Origin of the sequence: Roseateles sp. DB2, from assembly GCF_051857535.1 — a bacterium.
Taxonomy (GTDB): domain Bacteria; phylum Pseudomonadota; class Gammaproteobacteria; order Burkholderiales; family Burkholderiaceae_C; genus Roseateles_B.
Window position 1 is genome coordinate 197,512 of sequence record NZ_JBPZGY010000003.1, and the last position, 20,971, is coordinate 218,482.

At 66.4% G+C, this 20,971-nt stretch carries 16 protein-coding genes; 12 read left to right on the forward strand and 4 right to left on the reverse strand.

Annotated features, from left to right (window positions below):
* Nucleotides 1-62 precede the first annotated feature (62 nt).
* The gene (locus tag ACS5PK_RS05945; protein WP_439439326.1) at nt 63-1,856 is read left to right on the forward strand and encodes an acyl-CoA dehydrogenase; all 1,794 of its coding nucleotides are present in this window, start codon (nt 63-65) and stop codon (nt 1,854-1,856) included.
* 103 nt (nt 1,857-1,959) lie between these two features.
* Nucleotides 1,960-2,913 carry an NAD(P)H-dependent flavin oxidoreductase gene (locus ACS5PK_RS05950; RefSeq protein WP_439439327.1) on the forward strand — a complete coding sequence of 318 codons (954 nt, stop codon included), beginning with the start codon at nt 1,960-1,962 and terminating at the stop codon, nt 2,911-2,913.
* 11 nt (nt 2,914-2,924) lie between these two features.
* On the opposite strand, the gene ACS5PK_RS05955 is transcribed toward ACS5PK_RS05950, so the two are convergent.
* Together ACS5PK_RS05955 and ACS5PK_RS05960 are read right to left on the reverse strand one after the other, a co-directional pair.
* Nucleotides 2,925-3,218, reverse strand: coding sequence for a hypothetical protein (locus ACS5PK_RS05955; RefSeq protein ID WP_439439328.1), 294 nt, complete (start codon nt 3,216-3,218; stop codon nt 2,925-2,927).
* Between the two features lie 89 nt (nt 3,219-3,307).
* Nucleotides 3,308-4,150 carry a 2OG-Fe(II) oxygenase family protein gene (locus ACS5PK_RS05960; RefSeq protein WP_439439329.1) on the reverse strand — a complete coding sequence of 281 codons (843 nt, stop codon included), beginning with the start codon at nt 4,148-4,150 and terminating at the stop codon, nt 3,308-3,310.
* Between the two features lie 408 nt (nt 4,151-4,558).
* Between ACS5PK_RS05960 and ACS5PK_RS05965 the strand changes: the two genes are divergently transcribed.
* The 5 genes from ACS5PK_RS05965 to ACS5PK_RS05985 all read left to right on the forward strand — a co-directional run bounded on the left by ACS5PK_RS05965 (nt 4,559) and on the right by ACS5PK_RS05985 (nt 12,166).
* Nucleotides 4,559-7,414 (forward strand): 2-oxoglutarate dehydrogenase E1 component, encoded by a 2,856-nt coding sequence (locus ACS5PK_RS05965; protein WP_439439330.1) that lies wholly within the window; start codon nt 4,559-4,561, stop codon nt 7,412-7,414.
* A 112-nt stretch (nt 7,415-7,526) separates the two neighbouring features.
* Nucleotides 7,527-8,768: a 2-oxoglutarate dehydrogenase complex dihydrolipoyllysine-residue succinyltransferase gene (gene odhB, locus ACS5PK_RS05970; RefSeq protein ID WP_439439331.1), complete on the forward strand. Its 1,242-nt coding sequence runs from the start codon at nt 7,527-7,529 to the stop codon at nt 8,766-8,768.
* A gap of 161 nt (nt 8,769-8,929) precedes the next feature.
* Entirely contained in the window at nt 8,930-10,360 is a 1,431-nt protein-coding gene (gene lpdA / locus ACS5PK_RS05975; RefSeq protein ID WP_439439332.1) for a dihydrolipoyl dehydrogenase, read from the forward strand.
* An 82-nt stretch (nt 10,361-10,442) separates the two neighbouring features.
* A complete protein-coding gene (zapE, locus tag ACS5PK_RS05980) occupies nt 10,443-11,543 on the forward strand; it encodes a cell division protein ZapE (protein ID WP_439439333.1) in 1,101 nt (366 codons plus the stop codon).
* Entirely contained in the window at nt 11,540-12,166 is a 627-nt protein-coding gene (locus ACS5PK_RS05985) for a hypothetical protein (protein WP_439439334.1), read from the forward strand. Before zapE ends, ACS5PK_RS05985 begins: the two co-directional genes overlap by 4 nt.
* A gap of 6 nt (nt 12,167-12,172) precedes the next feature.
* Here the strand turns inward: ACS5PK_RS05985 and ACS5PK_RS05990 are convergent, their stop codons facing one another.
* Nucleotides 12,173-12,940, reverse strand: coding sequence for a PP2C family protein-serine/threonine phosphatase (locus ACS5PK_RS05990; protein WP_439439335.1), 768 nt, complete (start codon nt 12,938-12,940; stop codon nt 12,173-12,175).
* A gap of 100 nt (nt 12,941-13,040) precedes the next feature.
* Here ACS5PK_RS05990 and ACS5PK_RS05995 point away from each other — a divergent pair, with 100 nt between their 5' ends.
* Nucleotides 13,041-13,244 (forward strand): YdcH family protein, encoded by a 204-nt coding sequence (locus tag ACS5PK_RS05995; RefSeq protein ID WP_439439336.1) that lies wholly within the window; start codon nt 13,041-13,043, stop codon nt 13,242-13,244.
* Nucleotides 13,245-13,330: 86 nt separating this feature from the next.
* Nucleotides 13,331-15,382, forward strand: a complete 2,052-nt coding sequence (locus ACS5PK_RS06000) for an ATP-dependent DNA helicase (RefSeq protein WP_439439337.1) — start codon at nt 13,331-13,333, stop codon at nt 15,380-15,382.
* 130 nt (nt 15,383-15,512) lie between these two features.
* On the opposite strand, the gene ACS5PK_RS06005 is transcribed toward ACS5PK_RS06000, so the two are convergent.
* Nucleotides 15,513-16,403 carry an outer membrane protein assembly factor BamD gene (locus ACS5PK_RS06005; RefSeq protein WP_439439338.1) on the reverse strand — a complete coding sequence of 297 codons (891 nt, stop codon included), beginning with the start codon at nt 16,401-16,403 and terminating at the stop codon, nt 15,513-15,515.
* A gap of 56 nt (nt 16,404-16,459) precedes the next feature.
* Between ACS5PK_RS06005 and ACS5PK_RS06010 the strand changes: the two genes are divergently transcribed.
* From ACS5PK_RS06010 to rluB, 3 genes are all read left to right on the forward strand, one after another.
* Nucleotides 16,460-17,476: an RluA family pseudouridine synthase gene (locus ACS5PK_RS06010; RefSeq protein ID WP_439439339.1), complete on the forward strand. Its 1,017-nt coding sequence runs from the start codon at nt 16,460-16,462 to the stop codon at nt 17,474-17,476.
* 374 nt (nt 17,477-17,850) lie between these two features.
* A complete protein-coding gene (gene scpB, locus ACS5PK_RS06015) occupies nt 17,851-18,747 on the forward strand; it encodes an SMC-Scp complex subunit ScpB (protein ID WP_439439340.1) in 897 nt (298 codons plus the stop codon).
* Nucleotides 18,744-20,828, forward strand: a complete 2,085-nt coding sequence (gene rluB, locus ACS5PK_RS06020; protein WP_439439341.1) for a 23S rRNA pseudouridine(2605) synthase RluB — start codon at nt 18,744-18,746, stop codon at nt 20,826-20,828. The genes scpB and rluB overlap by 4 nt, the downstream gene beginning before the upstream one ends.
* The last annotated feature ends 143 nt before the right edge of the window (nt 20,829-20,971 follow it).

Consider the following 20,971-nt stretch of genomic DNA (forward strand, 5'->3'; position numbering starts at 1 on the left):
CTGAAGCAGAGGGCGCCGGAACTCACGGTTGCGGCGCCCTTCGTCCATCTGGAGACAAGACGATGACTTACCGCGCCCCCGTCAAGGACATGATCTTCACCATGCAGGAGCTCGCCGGCCTGCAGCAGCTGACCGAATCGATTCCCGAATTCGCGGACTACGGCGTCGAGACCGCGCAGGCCGTGCTGGAGGAGTGCGCCAAGCTCAACGAGGACGTGATCGCCCCGCTGAACTTCGAAGGCGACAAGAACCCCAGCTACTGGAAGGACGGTCAGGTCTTCACGACTCCGGGCTTCAAGGAGGCGTTCAAGCAGTTCGCAGAAGGCGGCTGGCAGGGCCTGCAGCACCCGACTGAATTCGGCGGCCAGGGCCTGCCCAAGACCATCGGCGCGGCCTGCGGCGAGATGATCAACAGCGCCAACATGAGCTTCGCGCTGTGCCCCCTGCTGACGGACGGCGCCATCGAGGCCCTGCTGACCGCCGGCAGCGACGAGCAGAAGGCCACCTACATCCCGAAGCTGATCGACGGCAGCTGGACCGGCACCATGAACCTGACCGAGCCGCAGGCCGGCTCGGACCTGGCCCTGGTGCGCACCCGCGCCGAGCCGCAGCCGGACGGCACCTATAAGATCTTCGGCACCAAGATCTTCATCACCTACGGCGAGCACGACATGTCCGAGAACATCGTGCACCTGGTGCTGGCCCGCGTGGTCGGTGCGCCGGAAGGCGTGAAGGGAATCAGCCTCTTCCTCGTGCCCAAGTTCATGGTCAATGCTGACGGCTCGCTGGGCGCGCGCAACGATGCCCATTGCGTGTCCATCGAGCACAAGATGGGCATCAAGGCCAGCCCGACGGCCGTGCTCCAGTTCGGCGACAACGGCGGCGCCATCGGCTACCTGATCGGCCAGGAGAACCGCGGCCTGGAGTACATGTTCATCATGATGAACGCGGCCCGCTTCGGCGTGGGCGTGCAGGGCATCGCCATTGCGGACCGCGCCTACCAGAAGGCCGTGCAGTACGCCCGCGACCGCGTGCAGTCGCGCCCAGTGGACGGCTCGGTGGCCGGCAGCGCCGCCATCATCCATCACCCGGATGTGCGCCGCATGCTCATGACCATGCGCTCGCTGACGGAAGGCTGCCGCGCCATGTCGCTCGTGGCCGCTGCCGCCTACGACGCCGCACACCACCATCCGGACGCCGAGACGCGCAAGCAGAACCAGGCCTTCTACGAGTTCATGGTGCCCCTGGTGAAGGGCTACAGCACCGAGATGAGCCTGGAGGTGACCTCCCTGGGCGTGCAGGTGCATGGCGGCATGGGCTTCATCGAGGAGACGGGCGCGGCGCAGTACTACCGCGATGCCAAGATCCTGACCATCTACGAAGGTACGACCGCCATTCAGGCCAATGACTTGGTGGGCCGCAAGACCCTGCGCGACGGTGCACAGATGGCCAAGGCCGTGGCCACCCAGATCGAGGGCACCGAAGTCCAGTTGGCGGCTCGTGGCAGTGCCGCCGCCAAGGCCATGCTCAAGCAGCTGTCGGCTGCTCGCAAGGCCTTCGTGGAGGCGGCCGAGTTCATCGCCGGCAGCGGCAAGGGCAACCCCAATGCGGCTTTCGCCGGTTCGGTGCCCTACCTCATGCTGGCCGGCAATCTGGTGGCGGGCTGGCAGATGGCCCGCGCGCTGATGGTGGCCGAGGACAAGCTGGCCGCCGGCGAGGACCAGGCTTTCATGCAGGCCAAGATCGCCACCGCGCGCTTCTATGCCGAGCACATCCTGCCGCGCGCGCTGGCCCAGCGCGATGCCATCGTCGAGGGCGCGGACAGCGTCACCGCAATGGCCCTGGACGCCTTCTGATCGAAGTCTTCCGCCTCAGGCAAGACCTGACCCCGCGCCCGTGGTGCCAAGTCTTGCCTCCCATCTCCCGTCTCGTTGATCCGTCTTTCCGGAAGGACTTGGAATGACCGTGCCTGCCCTGTTGAAGCGTCTGCGCCTGCCCGTCATCGGCTCGCCGCTGTTCATCATCAGCAACCCCAAGCTCGTGATTGCCCAGTGCACATCCGGCATCGTGGGGTCCATGCCCTCGCTCAACGCGCGCCCGGCCGCTCAACTGGACGACTGGCTGGCCGAGATCACCGAGGCCCTGGCGGCGCACGATCGCGCTCACCCGGACCGCCCGGCCGCGCCCTTCGCCATCAACCAGATCGTGCACAAGAGCAATGACCGCCTCGAGCAGGACATGGCCGTGTGCGAGAAGTACAAGGTGCCGCTGGTCATCACCTCGCTGGGCGCCCGCGAGGACGTCAACCAGGCCGTGCATGCCTGGGGCGGGCTGGTGATGCACGACATCATCAACAACAAGTTCGCCCACAAGGCCATCGAGAAGGGCGCGGACGGCCTGATCGCCGTGGCGGCGGGGGCGGGCGGCCACGCCGGCACCAAGAGCCCCTTCGCGCTGATCCAGGAGATCCGCGAGTGGTTCGATGGCCCGCTGGCGCTGTCCGGCTCCATGGCCACTGGTGATGCCGTCCTCGCCGCCCAGGCGATGGGGGCCGACTTCGCCTACATGGGCTCGGCCTTCATTGCCACCGAGGAGGCCCGCGCCGCCGAGGCCTACAAGCAGATGATCGTGGCCAGCAACAGCGACGACATCGTCTACAGCAACCTCTTCACCGGCGTGCACGGAAACTACCTGAAGGGCTCCATCATTGCCGCGGGCATGGATCCGGAGAACCTGCCGGAGTCCGACCCCAGCGCGATGAACTTCGGCGGTGATTCCAAGAAGGCCTGGAAGGACATCTGGGGTTGCGGCCAGGGCATCGGCGCCATCCGCGAGGTGGTGCCTGCCGCACAGCTGGTGGATCGCCTGGAGCGCGAGTACCGCGCCGCCCGCGCGCGTCTGGCGCTCGGCTGAGACGCCTCGGATCAGGCCTCGGGCCGCGTGGGCTCCAGCGAGCAGTCGCAGCCACGGCCCGCGGCAATCCAGCGGCGCAACAGCCAGCCTCGCAGGCCTTGCGGCCGCGCGGCGAGGGCGCCGCAGACATAGCGCTGGCCCTCCCAGCGCAAGGCCACGCAGGTGCCGCGTGTCCGCCGGCTCAGCAGCATGCCCAGTGGGCAGGGCTCGGCCAGGCAGCAGATGCCGCAGCCGTTGCAGGGCTGGCCGACGGCCGGCTTGGGCGGGGCGTCTGGGTGGATCTCGATGACGCGGGGGCGAGTCATGCGGCCGACTGTAGCGGGACGCACTGCGCCGCAGCCATGAAAAAGCCGCCAGAGGCGGCTTTGTCGTCGGGGTACTGGCCAGAGGGGACTCAGCCCTTCACGCCCAACTCCCGCAACCGCTCCTCCAGATAGCTGTGCGCCGTGTAGCGCTCGCTCAGCACCACCTCGTTGCGCGGGTGCAGGAACAGGGGCAGGGAGATGCGGCTCTTCTTTGCGCCATCGCCCGTCGGGTTCACCACGCGGTGGATGGTGGAGGGGTAGTAGCCTTGAGAGGCTTCCTGAAGCATGTCGCCGATGTTGATGATCAGCATGCCGAAGTCGCAGGGCACGTCCACCCAGCTGCCGTCCTTGGCCTGGACCTGCAGCCCCGGCTCATTGGCGGCGGGCAGGATGGTCAGCAGGTTGATGTCGCCATGCGGGGCCGCGCGCAGCGAGCCGGCCGGCTCCTGGCCCGTCAGCGGCGGGTAGCGCAGCACGCGCAGCAGGGTCTGGCGGCTGTCCTTGATCATGTTGGAGAGCGGCTCGCGGTAGTTTTTCGCGATGTCAGCGGGCGTGTGCTGCTCGACCCACGACAGCAGCTCGGCCGCCAGCCCGTTGGCCAGGCCGTAGTACTGCATCGCATCGTCCTTGAGGCTCGGCGGAATGCGGCCCCAGGGATAGATATGGAAGTACTCCTTGATGTCCTTCTGCGTGAAGCCCTTGGCTGTCTCGGAGATCTCGGTGGAGAACCAGCCGTCCTGGGTTTCCTTGGAGAAGGCGTAGCCCGTCTTTTCCTCGCTGTTGAAGAAGCCGAGCCAATCGGCATAGATCTTCTCGACCAGCGGTTGGGGGATGGGGTGGTTCACCAGCACGCCGAAGCCGGTTTCATGCAGGGAACGGGTGAAGCGCTCGGCGGCATCCGGGGCGCGGTAGTCAACGACGCTGACTTGCATGGGGGAGGTCCTTTTCTCTTCCCGTCGCCCGGCCATTCAATCGCGGGGCCGTGGCGCGCGCGGGAAGTCTAGGCGATGGCTCCTGAATTCGCAAACGTTTGGCCCGGCGACGCTGCGTCGGCGGATGAGGGGCGAGTCGTGCAAAAGCCTCAGGACTGCTCACAAGTTGCCGAAGATCAACGCGGGCTCCGCATTGGTGGCAGATGGCAAGGGTGTTACAGTCCGGTTCCCTGTGATGGGGATTCATGCCAAAAACCAGCGGTGGCTTCGGCGGATCCTCAGGTCCTTCCCGTCCCCTTTTCTGGCAACAGCAAAGGCGGGTCGCAATCCGCCAACCGGTCAAGCCGTGTCGCGGAAGGTTGTCCAACCAGCCAACAGTTCCGGAAACCGGGACGAGAGGTGAGCGAAATGATGCAGCAATACAGGTCGAATTCGTACCTGTTCGGGGGCAATGCGCCCTATGTCGAAGAGATGTACGAGGCTTACCTCGACAACCCGGGTTCCGTGCCGGACAACTGGCGCGCCTACTTCGACGCCCTCCAGCACGTCCCTGCCGTGGACGGCACCGACTCCCGCGACGTGGCCCACGCGCCTGTCATCGAGTCCTTTGCACAGCGCGCCAAGGCCAATGCCTTCGGCAACAAGGCTTCCAGCGCCGACCTGGCCGTGGCTCGCAAGCAGGTGCACGTCCAGTCCCTGATCGCTGCCTATCGCTTCCTCGGCAACCGCTGGGCCGAGCTCGACCCGCTCAAGCGTGGTGAGCGTCCCAAGATTCCCGAACTCGATCCGGCCTTCTACGACCTGAGCGAGTCCGACATGGACATCGCTTTCTCCGCCGCCAACACCTACTTCGGTGGCGAGACCATGAGCCTGCGCCAGATCGTGCAGGCCCTGCGCGAGACCTATTGCGGCACCATCGGCGCCGAGTTCATGCACGGTTCCGACCCGGCTGAAAAGCGCTGGTGGCAGGAACGCCTGGAGAAGCAGCGCGGCAAGCCCAGCTTCGCCGCCGATGACAAGAAGCGCATCCTCGACCGCCTGACCGCGGCCGAAGGTCTGGAGCGCTACCTGCACACCAAGTACGTCGGCCAGAAGCGCTTCTCGCTCGAAGGCGGCGAGAGCTTCATCGCCGCCATGGACGAGCTGATCCAGCGCGCCGGCGAGAACGGCGTGCAGGAAATCGTGATCGGCATGGCTCACCGCGGCCGCCTGAACGTGCTCGTGAACACTCTGGGCAAGATGCCCAAGGACCTGTTCGCCGAGTTCGAGCACAAGGGTGCCCACGACCTGCCGGCCGGTGACGTGAAGTACCACCAGGGCTTCTCCAGCGATGTGTCCACGCAGGGTGGCCCCGTCCACCTGAGCCTGGCCTTCAACCCCTCGCACCTGGAAATCGTGAACCCGGTGGTGGAGGGCAGCGTGCGCGCCCGCCAGGACCGCCGTGGCGACACTGCCGGCAGCCAGGTGCTGCCGGTGCTGGTGCACGGCGATGCAGCCTTCGGCGGCCAGGGCGTGGTGCAGGAAACGCTGTGCATGGCCCAGACCCGTGGCTACCGCACGGGCGGCACCGTGCACATCGTGATCAACAACCAGATCGGCTTCACGACCAGCGACCCGCGCGACCTGCGTTCCACGCAGTACTGCTCGGACGTGGTCAAGATGATCGAGGCCCCGGTGCTGCACGTGAACGGCGACGATCCGGAAGCCGTGGTGTGGGCCGCGCAGCTGGCGATGGACTATCGCACCGCGTTCAAGAAGGACGTGGTCATCGACATCGTCTGCTTCCGCAAGCTGGGCCACAACGAGCAGGACACGCCGGCCCTGACGCAGCCCCTGATGTACAAGAAGGTCGCCGCCCACCCCGGCACCCGCAAGCTGTACGCCGACAAGCTGGTCGCCCAGAACGCCCTGGCCGCGGATGAGCCCGACAACATGGTCAAGGCCTACCGCGCCGCCATGGATGAAGGCCGTCACACCGTGGACCCGGTGCTGACCAACTACAAGGGCAAGTACGCCACGGACTGGACCCCCTTCCTGGGCAAGAAGTGGACGGACAACTGTGACACCGCCATCCCCGTTTCCGAATGGAAGCGCCTGGCCGAGCGCGTCACCACGCTGCCCAAGGACTTCGTGCCGCACAACCTGGTGCAGAAGCTGATCGCCGACCGCGCCGCCATGGGCCGTGGCGAGATCAACGTCGACTGGGGCATGGGCGAGCATATGGCCTTTGCCTCGCTGGTCGCCTCTGGCTACCCCGTGCGCCTGTCGGGCGAGGACTGCGGCCGTGGCACCTTCACGCACCGCCATGCAGTGATCCATGACCAGAACCGCAGCAACTGGGATGAGGGCACCTACATCCCCCTGCAGAACGTCGCCGACAACCAGGCGCCGTTCGTGGTCATCGACTCCATCCTGTCGGAAGAGGCCGTGCTGGGCTTCGAGTACGGCTATGCCGCCGCCGAACCCAACACCCTGACCATCTGGGAAGCCCAGTTCGGCGACTTCGTCAACGGCGCGCAGGTCGTGATCGACCAGTTCATCGCCTCCGGCGAAGTGAAGTGGGGCCGTGCCAACGGTCTGGCCATGATGCTGCCGCACGGCTACGAAGGCCAGGGCCCCGAGCACAGCTCGGCCCGTCTGGAGCGCTTCATGCAACTGGCCGCGGACAACAACATGCAGATCGTTCAGCCCACCACGGCTTCACAGATCTTCCATGTGCTGCGCCGCCAGATGCTGCGCATGTTCCGCAAGCCGCTGGTCATCATGACCCCCAAGAGCTTGCTGCGCGCCAAGGATGCCACCTCGCCGCTGTCCGAGTTCACCAAGGGCGAGTTCCAGACCGTGATCGGCGAACTGGACGCCAGCATCGACGCCGCCAAGGTCAAGCGCGTGATCGCCTGCTCGGGCAAGGTCTACTATGACCTGGTCAAGAAGCGCGAGGAGAAGAAGGCCACTGACGTCGCGATCATCCGCGTCGAGCAGCTGTACCCCTTCCCGCACAAGGCCTTCGCTGCCGAGATCAAGAAGTACCCGAACGCCGCGGACATCGTGTGGTGCCAGGACGAGCCGCAGAACCAGGGCGCCTGGTTCTTCGTGCAGCACTACATCCACGAGAACATGCTGGAAGGCCAGAAGCTGGGCTTCGCCGGCCGCCCGGCGTCGGCCTCGCCCGCCTGCGGCTACGCGCACCTGCACCAGGAGCAGCAGAAGGCGCTGCTGGACCAGGCCTTCGCCAAGCTCAAGGGCTTTGTTCTCACCAAATAAGTCAAAGCGGCCATCGGTGCCGCTCCTGGCCCCGGCTGTTCAGGCGTCCCTGTCGTGACGCCGGGCAGCCGGCAGTGAGCGGCAAGCGCAGCAGCAAGCAGAAAGAATCATCATGGCAATCGTTGAAGTCAAGGTTCCCCAACTCTCTGAATCGGTGTCCGAAGGCACCCTGATCTCCTGGAAGAAGAAGCCCGGCGAAGCCGTCGCGGTGGACGAGATCCTGATCGAGATCGAAACCGACAAGGTCGTGCTGGAAGTGCCCGCGCCTAGCGCTGGCGTGCTGGCCGAGACGCTGAAGGACGGCGGCGCCTCCGTCGTGAGCGAGGAAGTCATCGCCCGCATCGACACCGAAGGCAAGGCCGGTGCCGTGGCCTCCCCGGCCGCCGCCGCCCCCGCGGCTGCTCCGGCCGCCGCAGCGTCGTCTGCCGCCAACAAGGGTGACGTGGCCATGCCCGCCGCCGCCAAGATCCTGGCCGAGAAGGGCCTGCAGCCCACCGACGTCGCTGGCACTGGCAAGGACGGCCGTGTGACCAAGGGCGATGCCCTGGCCGCTGGCGCCAAGCCTGCCGCCGTGGCCGCGCCGGTTGCCGCGCCCGTGGCTGCTGCCAAGCCCCTGCCGACCGTGGCTGCGCCTGTGGCCCAGAACCTGGGTGACCGCCCTGAGCAGCGCGTGCCCATGAGCCGCCTGCGCGCCCGCGTGGCCGAGCGCCTGATCCAGTCGCAGTCCACCAACGCCATCCTGACCACGTTCAACGAAGTGAACATGGCCCCGCTGATGGAGATGCGCAAGAAGTTCCAGGAGAAGTTCGAGAAGGAGCACGGCGTGAAGCTGGGCTTCATGAGCTTCTTCGTGAAGGCTGCGGTTGCCGCGCTGAAGAAGTTCCCGGTGCTGAACGCCTCGGTCGATGGCAATGACATCGTCTACCACGGCTACTTCGACATCGGCATCGCCGTGGGCTCGCCCCGCGGTCTGGTGGTGCCCATCATCCGCAATGCTGACCAACTGAGCTTCGCCGACATCGAGAAGAAGATCGCCGAGTTCGGCCAGAAGGCCAAGGAAGGCAAGATCTCCATCGATGACCTGACCGGCGGCACCTTCTCCATCTCCAATGGCGGTACCTTCGGCTCCATGCTGTCGACCCCCATCATCAACCCGCCGCAATCGGCCATCCTGGGCGTGCACGCCACCAAGGACCGCGCTGTGGTCGAGAACGGCCAGGTTGTGGTCCGCCCGATCAACTACCTCGCGATGTCCTACGACCACCGCATCATCGACGGCCGCGAAGCCGTGCTGGGCCTGGTCACCATGAAGGAAGCGCTCGAGGACCCGGCCCGCCTGCTGTTCGACATCTGACGCGAGGGCTACTGCGCGGGCGCATGGCAACGTTGCAGGGCCCGTCCTGCCCACCCTCACGTAGCGCTGCTACGTTCCGGTGGGTCGGCACCCGCGCCTAGCCATGCACCCGCTCGCTACGCCCCGAGCCATCGAGGCATGTCGAGACAAGGAACACACATATGAGCACCAAGAACTTTGACGTCGTCGTGATCGGCGGCGGCCCCGGCGGCTACATCGCCGCCATCCGCGCCGCCCAGCTGGGCTTCAACGCGGCCTGCATCGACGAGTGGAAGAACGAGAAGGGCGGCCCCGCACCGGGCGGCACCTGCACCAACGTCGGCTGCATCCCCTCCAAGGCGCTGCTGCAGTCCTCGGAACACTTCGAGCACGCCAACCACCATTTCGCCGAGCACGGCATCACGGCCGACAACGTCCAGATCGACGTGGCCAAGATGATCGGCCGCAAGGCCACCGTCGTGAAGCAGAACAACGACGGCATCCTCTACCTGTTCAAGAAGAACAAGGTCAGCTTCTTCCACGGTCGCGGTTCCTTCGTTGCTGCCAAGGACGGCGGCTACGAGATCAAGGTGGCAGGCGCCGCCGAGGAGCTGCTGACGGCCAAGCACGTCATCATCGCCACCGGCTCCAACGCCCGCCAGCTGCCTGGCGCCGAGTTCGACGAAGAGCTGATCCTCTCCAACGACGGTGCGCTGCGTATCCCTGCCACGCCCAAGAAACTGGGTGTGATCGGCTCCGGTGTCATCGGCCTGGAGATGGGCTCGGTGTGGCGCCGCCTGGGCGCGGAAGTGACCATCCTCGAAGCCATGCCGGCCTTCCTGGGTGCCGCTGACGAAGCCGTGGCCAAGGAAGCCGCCAAGGTCTTCAAGAAGCAGGGCCTGGACATCCAGCTCGGCGTCAAGATCGCCTCGGTCACCAAGGGCAATGGGACAGTCACCATCGCCTACGCCGACGCCAAGGGCGCCGAGCAGAGCCTGGTGGTGGACAAGCTGATCGTCTCGATCGGCCGCGTGCCCAACACCATCGGCCTGAACCCCGAGGCCGTGGGCCTGAAGCTCGACGAGCGCGGCGCCATCGTGGTGGACGACGAGTGCAAGACCAACCTGCCCAACGTCTGGGCCGTGGGTGACGTCGTGCGCGGCCCCATGCTGGCCCACAAGGCCGAGGAAGAGGGCGTGGCCGTCGCTGAGCGCATCGCTGGCCAGCACGGCCATGTGAACTTCGGCACCATCCCCTGGGTCATCTATACCAGCCCCGAGATCGCCTGGGTCGGCAAGACCGAGCAGCAGCTCAAGGCCGAAGGCGTCGCGTACAAGGCCGGCCAGTTCCCTTTCATGGCCAATGGCCGTGCTCGCGCTCTGGGCGACACCACCGGCTTCGTGAAGATGCTGGCGGACGCCAAGACCGACGAGATCCTGGGCGTGCACATCATCGGCCCCTTCGCCTCCGAGCTGATCTCGGAAGCCGTCGTGGCCATGGAGTTCAAGGCCTCGGCCGAGGACATCGCCCGCATTTGCCACGCGCATCCGTCCTTGAGCGAAGCCACCAAGGAAGCGGCCCTGGCCGTGGACAAGCGCACCCTGAACTTCTGAGTCCCGGCGGGAATCACGGTTCGGCAAGGGGCGGCCTCGGTCGCCCCTTTTCACGATGTCACGAGGAACAGCCTGAGGCCCCATGAGCAGCGTCACCGAGCTCTATCACCAGACCCTGGCCGAACGCGGCTTCCAGGCTGACCCGGCGCAGTTGCACGCCGTCGCGGCTCTGCAGCGCTGCCAGGACGAATGGGCGGACTACAAGGCCCGCCGCAGCAATGCCGTGACCAAGCTGTTGCTGCGCCCGCCCATCCCGCGCGGCGTCTACATGTTTGGCGGCGTGGGCCGGGGCAAGAGCTTCCTGATGGACTGCTTCTTCCAGGCGGTGCCGCTTACCCGCAAGACCCGCCTGCATTTCCATGAATTCATGCGTGAGGTGCACCGCGAGCTGCAGGACCTCAAGGGCATTGCCGATCCGCTGGACGAGCTGGGCAAGCGCATCGCCAAGCGCTTCCGCCTGATCTGCTTTGATGAGTTCCACGTGGCCGACGTGACAGACGCGATGATCCTGCACCGGCTGCTGGACGCGCTCTTCAAGTACCGCGTGTCCATCGTCACCACCTCCAACTTCCACCCGGACGGGCTCTACCCCAACGGTCTGCACCGCGACCGCATCCTGCCGGCCATTGCCTTGCTCAAGGAGAAGATGGAGGTCATCAATGTCGACAATGGCACTGACTACCGCCAGCGGTCCCTGGAGCATGTGGAGCTCTACCACTGCCCGCTGGATGACAAGGCCGACGCCGCCCTGATGCATGCCTTCGAGAGCCTGGCCGAGGCCAAGGACGAGGACCCACTGCTGCACATCGAGCACCGCGAGCTGCGTTCCCGGCGCAGGGCAGGGGGTGTCGTGTGGTTCGATTTCCAGACGCTCTGCGGTGGTCCGCGCTCGCAGAATGACTACCTGGAGCTGGCATCGCGCTTCCACACCCTCATCCTGTCCGGCGTGCCGGAGATGCCCGTGCGGCTGGCCAGCGAGGCTCGGCGCTTCACCTGGCTGGTGGACGTGCTGTACGACCGGCGCTGCAAGCTGCTCATCTCGGCGGCAGTGCCGCCGGAGCAGCTCTATACCGAAGGCCCGCTCGCGCACGAGTTTCCGCGCACCGTATCCCGCCTGCGGGAGATGCAATCGCGCGAATACCTGGAGCTGGAGCGCCGGGACGTGGATACTTCGCTGACATGAGCCCTCTCGATAGACTGCGCCGCTGGCCCTTGCTTGCCCTGGCTGCCTGCACGGCCGCTTGCTGGCACATTGCTTCCGGCGCCGCGGAGACCCGAGAGGACGAGCGACGGGCCACCAGGCGCCTGATCGAGTCGCGCTACCAGCAGGCCGTCCAGGACTGCCAGGCCCGCTTTGCCGTCAACGCCTGCCTGCAGGAAGCCAAGGCGGCACGGCAGCAGGCCCTGCAGCCGCTGCAGGATGAGGAACTTGCGGAGTCGTTGGCCCTGCGTGAGCAGCGGGCCTCTGAAAGCCGTCAGCGTCTGAGTCAGAAGGCGCAGGAGCAGGCCAGGCTGGAGGCGCAACGCCGCAGCGAGGCCCTGATGGCTGCACCGCAGCCTCAGCGTCCTGAGCTCGTCCTGCCGGCCTCAGCACCCTCTCGTACGGCCCGGCCTGTGCCTGACGTGGAGAAGCTTCGACGTGAAGAAGAATCCGCCGCCGCGCAGCGCGCCCATGATCAGCAGGGGCGCCTGCACAAGGCTGAGGCGCACCGCCGCCAGGTGCTTCAGCGTTTGCAGGACCGTGCCTTGCTCAAGCCACTGGCGCCGCCACTGCCCCCCGCGAGTGGCAGTTCGGCGCCACGCTGAAGCGTTTCAGCCCAGAGGCTCGATCCGGACCACGGCCAGCGATAGGTTGTCTCCGCTGCCATGGGCACGTTGACGTGCCTTGTTGAGCAGCAGCTCGGCGGCCTCGCGCGGAGGCAGGCTGTGCAGCACGGTGCCCAGCTCGCGCGGGTTGAAGTAATGCCACAGACCATCGCTGCAGGCCATGAGGCAATCGCCCGGCTCCAGGGGGCCGATGGCATCGCCCGTGGGCGTGGGGTCCTGCACGGTGCCTAGACAGCCGGTCAGCAGATTGGACTGAGGGTGCGTGGCCGCCTCGGTCTCGCTGATCTTGCCTTCATCGACCAGGCGCTGGACATAGGAATGGTCCAGCGTGCGTTTGAGCATATTGGGGCCGCGGAAGTAGTAGATGCGCGAGTCGCCGGTATGCAGCCAGTGGCAGCGGCGGTCCGGCGTGATCAGGTAGGCGGCGATGGTGCTGTGCGGCTCTTCCTCGGCGGAGATGGCCGTCAGCTTGATCATCAGATGGGCTTCGTCAGCGATCTGGCGCAGCAGGTCCGCCGGGCTTTCATCGTCAGGGGAGAAGCGCTCGAAGAGCTGCTGGGCCGTCAGTACGACCTGGTCGGCGGCCTTGCGGCCGCCGCTCTTGCCGCCCATGCCGTCCGCAAGGACCGCCAGCACACAACCCGGCGTGCGGGGGTGGCTGATGACCTGCACCTGATCCTGCTGGTACGTACGATCACCCCGGTGGATGCCGGTGGCGGCGTTCAGTCGAAATCCAGGGTTGCTGCGGCTCATGCGGTCTCTGCGAGTTTGCCCAAAACTATAATCGCGATTGAACCCTCGACCCGCGCCTCGGATGCGTTTCGCTGGCCTACCACCCCCCGGGGCCCCACAAATGGACGCAGATCTTCACTACCTGTCACGTCAATTGATTGAATTGCGGATGGAACATGCAGATCTGGATGGCCTGATCGACAGGGCGTCTGGCATGCTGCCGCTGGATGAGCTGCAACTGCAGCGCTTGAAGAAGCGGCGCCTGGCCTTGAAGGATCGCATCTCCCGTCTGGAGCAGGCCTGCGACCCCGACCAGCCTGCATGATTGCCCACCCGCATGACCGCCCTGCATGACTGCTCCGCAGGCGTAGGCCGGCGCGCCGCGCCAGTCCCTCCATTGCTCCGGCCCGCATGCCTGACTCAGACGACGCCATCCCCTTGAGCCCCCAGGAACCGGACATCATCATCCCAGGCAGCGAGCCGCTCAGCGAACTGGAGCAATGGGTGCAGGCCGCCTTTGATCAAGGGGGGCCTTTGTCTCGGGCCGATGCTGGCTACCACCCGCGCGCTCCGCAGCTGGCCATGACACAGGCGGTGGCTCGCGCCATCGCGCGAAGGGAGAGCCTGGTCGTGGAGGCCGGTACGGGCGTGGGCAAGACCTTCGCCTATCTGGTGCCGGCCCTCCTCAGTGGTGGCCGGGCCCTGATCAGCACTGCCACCAAAAGCTTGCAGGACCAGCTCTTTCTGCGCGACCTGCCCCGGCTGTGTGATGCCTTGTCCGTGCCTGCCCGCATTGCCCTGTTGAAGGGCCGTGGCAGCTATCTGTGCCTGCATCGCCTTGAGTACGCTCGTCATGGCGCCGAGCTGCCCGACCGGCGCGCGGTGCTGGCCCTGGCACGCGTGGAGCGTTGGGCGCAGCAGACTCGCAGCGGTGACTTTGCCGAGCTGGACGGCCTGGACGAGCGCTCGCCCGTCATCCCCATCGTCAGCTCCACGCGCGACAACTGCCTGGGCAGCGAGTGCCCGCAATGGGGTTCCTGCTTTGTCGTCAAGGCGCGCCGCGAGGCTATGGAGGCTGACATCGCCGTCGTCAACCACCACCTCTTCTTCGCCGACATGGCCCTGCGCGACAGCGGCGTGGCCGAGCTGCTGCCCAGTGTCGACGTGGCGGTGTTCGACGAGGCTCATCAGCTCACCGAAGCCGGGGTGCAGTTCCTGGGGCAGAACCTGGGTACCTCGCAGCTGATTGACTTTGCCCGTGACCTGCTGGCTCTGGGGCTGACCGAGGCCCGTGGCATCCTGGACTGGCAGGCCCTGCACGCCCAGCTGGAGCGGGCGGCGCGCGAGCTGCGCCTGGTCTGCGCGGGACATCTCAAGGACCTGCGTGGGCTCATCAAGCTGCGCTGGAACGAGCGGGCGAGCCAGGAAGGGTTTGCGGCGGCGCTGGCCGAGGTCGCCTGTGCGGCCGACGAGGCGGCACAGGCCCTGGCCTCAGTGGAAAACGGTTCACCGGACTTTCTCCGCATGATCGAGCGCGCTCGGCAGCTGTCCGAGTATGCCCATGCCTTTTCCCAGGACCCCGCGCCGGGCGCTGTGCGCTGGATTGACATCAGTCCGCACCAGGCGCGTTTGGTGGAGTCTCCGCTGGATATCCGCGACGCCATGCAGGAGCAGCTGAAGGCCTCGCCCAAGGCCTGGATCTTCACCTCCGCCACGCTGGGCGACGACGAGCGCCTGAGCTGGTTCACGGAGTCCGCCGGACTGGCCGATGCGCGCGTGCTGCGCGTGGGCAGCCCTTTTGACTACCCAAGCCATGCACGCCTGTATGTGCCGCGCGGCTTCCCCAAGCCCTCCGAGCCCCATCATTCGGCCAGCGTGGCCGTGCTGGCGGCCCGCTGTGCCCAGGCCCTCGGGGGGCGCTGCTTCGTGCTGACGACGACCCTGCGGGCGCTTCAGGTCATTGGCGATGCCTTGCGAGCCGAACTGGAGGCCCTGGGGGCGCCGCTGAAGGTGCTGGTCCAGGGTGCCATCCCCAAGCGCATGCTGCTGCAGCAATTCATGGAGGACCCGCGTGCCGTGCTGGTGGGGTCCGCCAGTTTCTGGGAAGGCATTGACGTGCCGGGCGATGCGTTGCAGTGCGTGCTGATCGACAAGCTCCCCTTTCCTCCGCCCAACGACCCGCTTGTGGAGGCCCGGGTGCAGCGCCTGGAGAGCGAGGGTCGCAATGCCTTTGCCGACTACTTCATCGCAGAGGCTGCGATCGCGCTCAAGCAGGGGGGCGGTCGGCTGATTCGCACGGAAACCGACAAGGGGCTGCTCGTCGTGTGTGATCCGCGCATGGCCGGCATGAATTACGGCCGACGACTGCGCGGGGCCCTGCCGCCCATGACGCCGGTGGCCAATGAAGGGGAGGCGCTGGGCTGGCTGCGCAGTCTGGCCGCAGAGCGCGCATCGCTGCTCTGACACCGTGGCGTGGCTGAACAGGCCGGCCAGCGCTGTGAGTCAGATCAGGTATCGGAGCTGCCCATGAAAAAGGCGCATGCCGCTCTTGCTGCATGCGCCTTGCGCCGCCTTCAGAAAGGCGTGTGCTTGCTTACCAGAACTTCCACCAGGCCTTCTTCCCGACGCGTTCATTGCCAGCCAGGTACTGGCTCTGCGGGAAGCTCTTGCGCAGCACGCGCTCGGCATCATCCCGCAACTTGGGCAGGCCCAGCTGTTCGTAGCTGCGGACCATGATGGACAAGGCCTCCTCAGCCGCGGGGGCGGTCTCGAATTCCTTCACGGCGGACTGCGCCCGATTGGCCGCGGCCACATAGGCCCCGCGGTTGAAGTAATAGCGTGCCACATGGACTTCGTAGGCTGCCAGGGTGTTGGTGATGAAGTCGATGCGGATCACCGCGTCCTCGGCGTACTTGGACTCCGGGAACTGCTCGACCAATTGCCGGAATGCCAGCAGCGCATCGCGCGAGGCCTGTTGGTCGCGTTCGGCCACGTCCTGGCTGGCCAGGCGGCCGAAGAGGCCCATATCCTCGTTGAAGTTGACGATGCCCTTCATGTAGAGGGCATAGTCCATCGCCGGACTCGAGGGGTTGAGCTTGATGAAGCGGTCCAGGGCGCTGATGGACTGGGCGCGCTCACCGCTCTTGTAGTAGGCCCAGGCGATGTCAAGCTGTGCCTGCTGGGCGAGTACCGTACCAGCCGCACGGCCTTCGACCTTTTCCAGGCCCTTGATGGCCCGGTCGAAGCCGCCGTTGGCCAGGTCGTCCTTGGCCTCTGAGTACAATTTGTCCAGACTGGCCTGCGAGTGGGGATCCTCCTTGAAGGCGGAAGAGCAGGCAGCAAGGGCCAGTACCAGGCTGCCCGTCAGTACGCGCAGGAGCCCGCCGGCCGGGCCGTCGATGAGACGACGGGCAGGCTTGTCCGCAGACAGGACAGGCTCAGAGCCGCTCTGCGTCGGGTGACGCTTCCCCAGGAAATCCATCATGGTCCATTGGCCAGGCACTCAAGCGCCAGCCCATCTGAAAAAGGAGCGTCGATTATATGGTTCAGGCTTTGACGGACCTGAAAGCCACGGCAGGCGATGAAGCCGCCGACCTGGAGGCGGACGGCCTTGAGGATGCGGGCGCTGCGGAGGTGGAGGTCCGGGAGTCTCGGGTGGGGCGCGAGGCCCAGGGGCAGCGCCTGGACAAGTTCCTCGTCGGCATGGCGCCGGAGTTTTCGCGCAGCCATCTGCAGGGGCTGATCGAGCGCGGCTTGGTGAGTGTGCAGGGGCAGGTCCAGACCACGGCGGCACGCAAGGTGCTTGGCGGGCAGCTGGTGCGGGTGGAGCTGCAGCCAACAGAGGAAAGCCAGGCCTTTCGGGCGGAAGCCATGGACCTGGACATCCTGTTCGAGGATGCGCATCTGCTTGTGGTCAACAAGCCTGTCGGTCTGGTCGTGCATCCGGCGCCGGGCAACTGGTCCGGCACGCTCATGAATGGCCTGCTGGCTCATCACGCACAGGCGGCGCAGCTGCCGCGTGCGGGCATCGTCCATCGCCTAGACAAGGACACCTCTGGCCTGATGGTCGTCGGCAAGACGCTGGAGGCCACCGTCGCGCTGTCGAGGATGATTGCCGAGCGGCGTGTGCATCGAGAGTACCTGGCCCTGTGCCATGGCCGCGTGGCGGCGGCCTTGCACGTCGATGCGCCCATGCGGCGCGATCCGTCCTCGCGTGTCAGGATGGCTGTGGTGCCCGGCGGCAAGCCTGCGCAGACCGATGTCTACCCGCTGGCCCATACGTCCGGCGCCCCCTGGATCAGTGCGGTGCATTGCGTGCTGCACACCGGCCGCACCCACCAGATCCGGGTGCATCTGGCTCACAAGGGGCATGCGCTGCTGGCGGATGCGGTCTATGGTGGTGCCCCGGCGCTCGGGTTGCAGCGCCAGGCGCTTCACGCGGTCAAGCTGAGTTTCGAACATCCGATGACGGCGCAGCTGCTGGTCTTTCTGGCACCGCTGCCGGCCGATTTGGCCCAGGCCTGGAGCCTTGCGGGATTCCCCGCGCCAGCCCTCTGAATGTGAGGGCGGCCGGCAGGGTACAATATGAGCGCAGAGCTTGGGTCTACGGCCCTCGGCCTGGCGGCTTGTTGAGCTTGACGCAATGCCGAAGAGGCCCGATCCATTTCGAGCAGGTGGCTGGTGATCGTCCGTGAGGGGCGATCGGCGCCTGAGGGCGAGAGAGAGTTTCGCCGTCCGAGTTGCTGGACTGATCCTGACCTTGCATGCATCAGATGCGGAGCCGGCCGAGCGCCGTCGCGCATCGTCTGTTGTACATGCGGGGTCTGCTACAGCGGCATGAGCTGATGTTTGCCTCCGGGCCTCTGGCCCTCCGATAGAACACTGTTGAACACCATGGCCGGCTCGATGAGCAGGTGCTGCCGACACACGCGATGAACACGCAGGAAGCCAAGCGAGTCCTGGAGACCGCGCTCATCTGTGCGCAGCAGCCCCTCACGATCAAGGATCTGCGCAGTCTCTTTGCTGACGAGATCGGTGCGGACAGCCTGCGCATGCTGCTGGACGAACTGGCCGGGGACTGGGAGGGCCGCGGCGTGGAGTTGGTGGCGATTGCCAGCGGCTGGCGTTTTCAGAGTCGGCCGGAGATGCGTGAATTCCTGGATCGCATGCATCCGGAGAAACCGCAGCGTTATTCACGGGCTGTGATGGAGACACTGGCCATCATTGCCTATCGTCAACCGGTGACGCGTGGCGACATCGAGGACATCCGCGGTGTCGTGGTGTCCACGCAGATCGTCAAGCAGCTGGAAGACCGCAACTGGATCGAGGTGGTCGGCCACCGTGAGGCCCCAGGTCGCCCGGCGCTCTACGCGACGACGCAGCAGTTCCTGGACGACCTCGGATTGCTCAATCTGTCCCAGCTGCCGGCGCTGGAGGCGGCTGGCGAAGCTGGTTCCGCCCTGGTGGAGGTGCTGGAGGGGCAGGGGTCCTTGCTGGAAACGGAGATGGAACCGGGCGGGGTGTCTTCGGTGGCTGATACAGCCACTGATGCAGCCGCTGATACCGCTGGCGCAAACAGTCTGGAACTTCCGGCTGCAGCGCCGGGGTGGGCTCAGGCGCCGATGCCCGGGGTGGCGCCCAGTCCGCCCGAAGGCGCGAGTGAAGTGATTGAAACAAACGAACGACCAGAGCAATCAGAAGAAGGCGTCCCCGGCGACGCCGCCGAGGTGGTGACCGATGTCGCCGCTGTCCCCGCTGAGCCCGAGGCCTTGGTGCCACAGCAAGCTCAGCATCCCGATGTGAATGACAAGGTGCAAGCTGACGCATGAATGCCCATGACACCGATCCGGCCGCCGAAGGCGCGGGCGCGATGAATCCTGAAGCCGAGGCGCCCAAGCGCCGCCGTGCCCCCGCACGCAGCAAGGCCGCTGCCGAGGTGGCCGCGCCTGAAGCGGCCGAGCCCACAGGCGAGGCGCCGGCTCCCAAGCCGCGAGCGCCGCGCAAGACTGCAGCCAAGAAGGCCGTGACCGAGGTCGCTGCCGAGTTGCTCGCTGCGCCGGACATGTCTGCGGCCGTTGCGCCTGACGCTCAGCACCCCAAGCCGGTCAAGGCCCGCGCGCCTCGCAAATCGGCCAAGACCGCGAAGGCGCAGGCCGACCTGGATGCTGCGCAGGCTGCTGAAGCAGCGCCTGCGGGGGGGGCTGAGCTGGTGGCTCGTGAAGTGGGCCGTGAAGTGGGCCGTGAAGTGGGTCCCGATGAGGCCGTCAATGAAGTCGCTGTGGCGCCGGTCACTGCCAACCCCGAGCTTGAGTCCGCACCCCTGAGCGAGGCTGGTGAGACCGGCGAGGCTGGTGAAGAGGGCCGCGGCCGGCGCAACCGCCGCCGGGGGCGCCGAGAGCGTGACGGCGAACGAGGTGCTGAACGCGGTGCCGACCGTTCCGCGCGTCCCGCCGAAGCCGTGTTCACTCTGGGTGAGGAAGCTGAGGACGCTGAAGGCGACGCTGCGCGCGGAGAACCCGTGGCTGAAGAGCTGATGGCGCAGGCCGGCGAGCGCTTTGCGGAACTGCTGTCTGGCGCCTACGACGGCGAGGATGTGGTGCCGGTTGACGAGGAGGCCAGCCAGGAGACCAAGCGTGTGCTGGCCCCTGAGCTCGACGCACCCAAGCTGCAGAAGGTGCTGGCCCAGGCTGGCATCGGCTCGCGCCGCGACATCGAAGACATGATTGCCGAAGGCAAGATTTCGGTGAACGGCGAAGTGGCCCACATCGGCCAGCGCATCTCCTTTGGCGACCGTGTTGCCGTCAATGGCAAGCCCATCAAGGTGCGCATCCAGCCGCCGGCGCCGCGCATCATTGCCTATCACAAGCCTGCGGGCGAGGTGGTCACCCACAACGACCCGGAAGGCCGTCCCACGGTCTTCCGCCGCCTGCCCAAGCTGCACCATGGCAAGTGGCAGTCGGTGGGGCGTCTGGACCTGAATACCGAAGGCCTGCTGCTGTTCACCAACTCCGGCGAACTGGCCAACCAGCTGATGCATCCGCGCTTCGGCGTGGAGCGAGAGTACGCCGTGCGCGTGCTGGGCACGCTCAATGAGGAGCAGCGTGCCAAGCTGCTGTCTGGTGTTGAAATCGAAGGCCAGACGGCCAGCTTCAAGAGCATTGAGGATGGTGGCGGCGAGGGTGTGAACCACTGGTATCGCGTCATCATCACCGAAGGCCGCAACCGCGAGGTGCGCAAGCTCTTCGATGCCGTGGGTCTTACCGTCAGCCGCCTGATCCGCATCCGCTACGGCACGGTCGTGCTGCCGCGCGGCCTCAAGCGCGGCGTGTGGGTGGAGCTGGAGGACGGTGACGTCCGCGTCATCCGCCGTCTGGCCGGCGGCCCTCGCGAGGAGCGTGCCGAGCGCGGCGGGGATCGCAATCCGCAGCAGCCGCAGCAGCGTGACCGCAAGAACGGCAAGCGCCGCGGGGATCGCGCCCAGGGCACGGGCCCGCGCCCGAGTCGTCCGCAGGAGGCTCAGCAGCCGCGTCCGGAGCGCAAGGAGCGCTTCGTCGAGCCGCGTGCGCAGGAGCGTTCGCGCGACCGTGACCATGACGAAGACGACGACTTCATCCCGCGCAACATCAACCCGCTGGAGCAGACCTTCGACCGCCGCTTTGCCAGCGGGAAGTCCCGTGGCATTCCGCAAGGCTTCGGCCGTGGTGGCAGCGGGCCGGATCCGGTGGACCACGGTCCGCGCGGCGGCAAGAAGGGCGGCGGCGGTCCCCGCGAGCCGGATCCCATGCAGACCTCGGTCGGCTACATCGGTGCCGATGCCTTCCACCGCCGCGGCGGTGGCGGCGGCCGGGGTGGCCGTGGCGGCGGTGGCGGTGGCGGTGGCGGTGGCGGTGGCGGCCGCGGCCGCCGCTGAGCCGGCGCGCGGGACCTGATCTCGGTCAGGTCTTTCCGCGCGACTGCAGTCACCTGCAACAGTCAATAGGGGCGGACACCGCCCCATCAAGTTCACGCAGTACAATCATCGGCTTTGCCAAGCCTCAGATTCCAGGAGAAAAA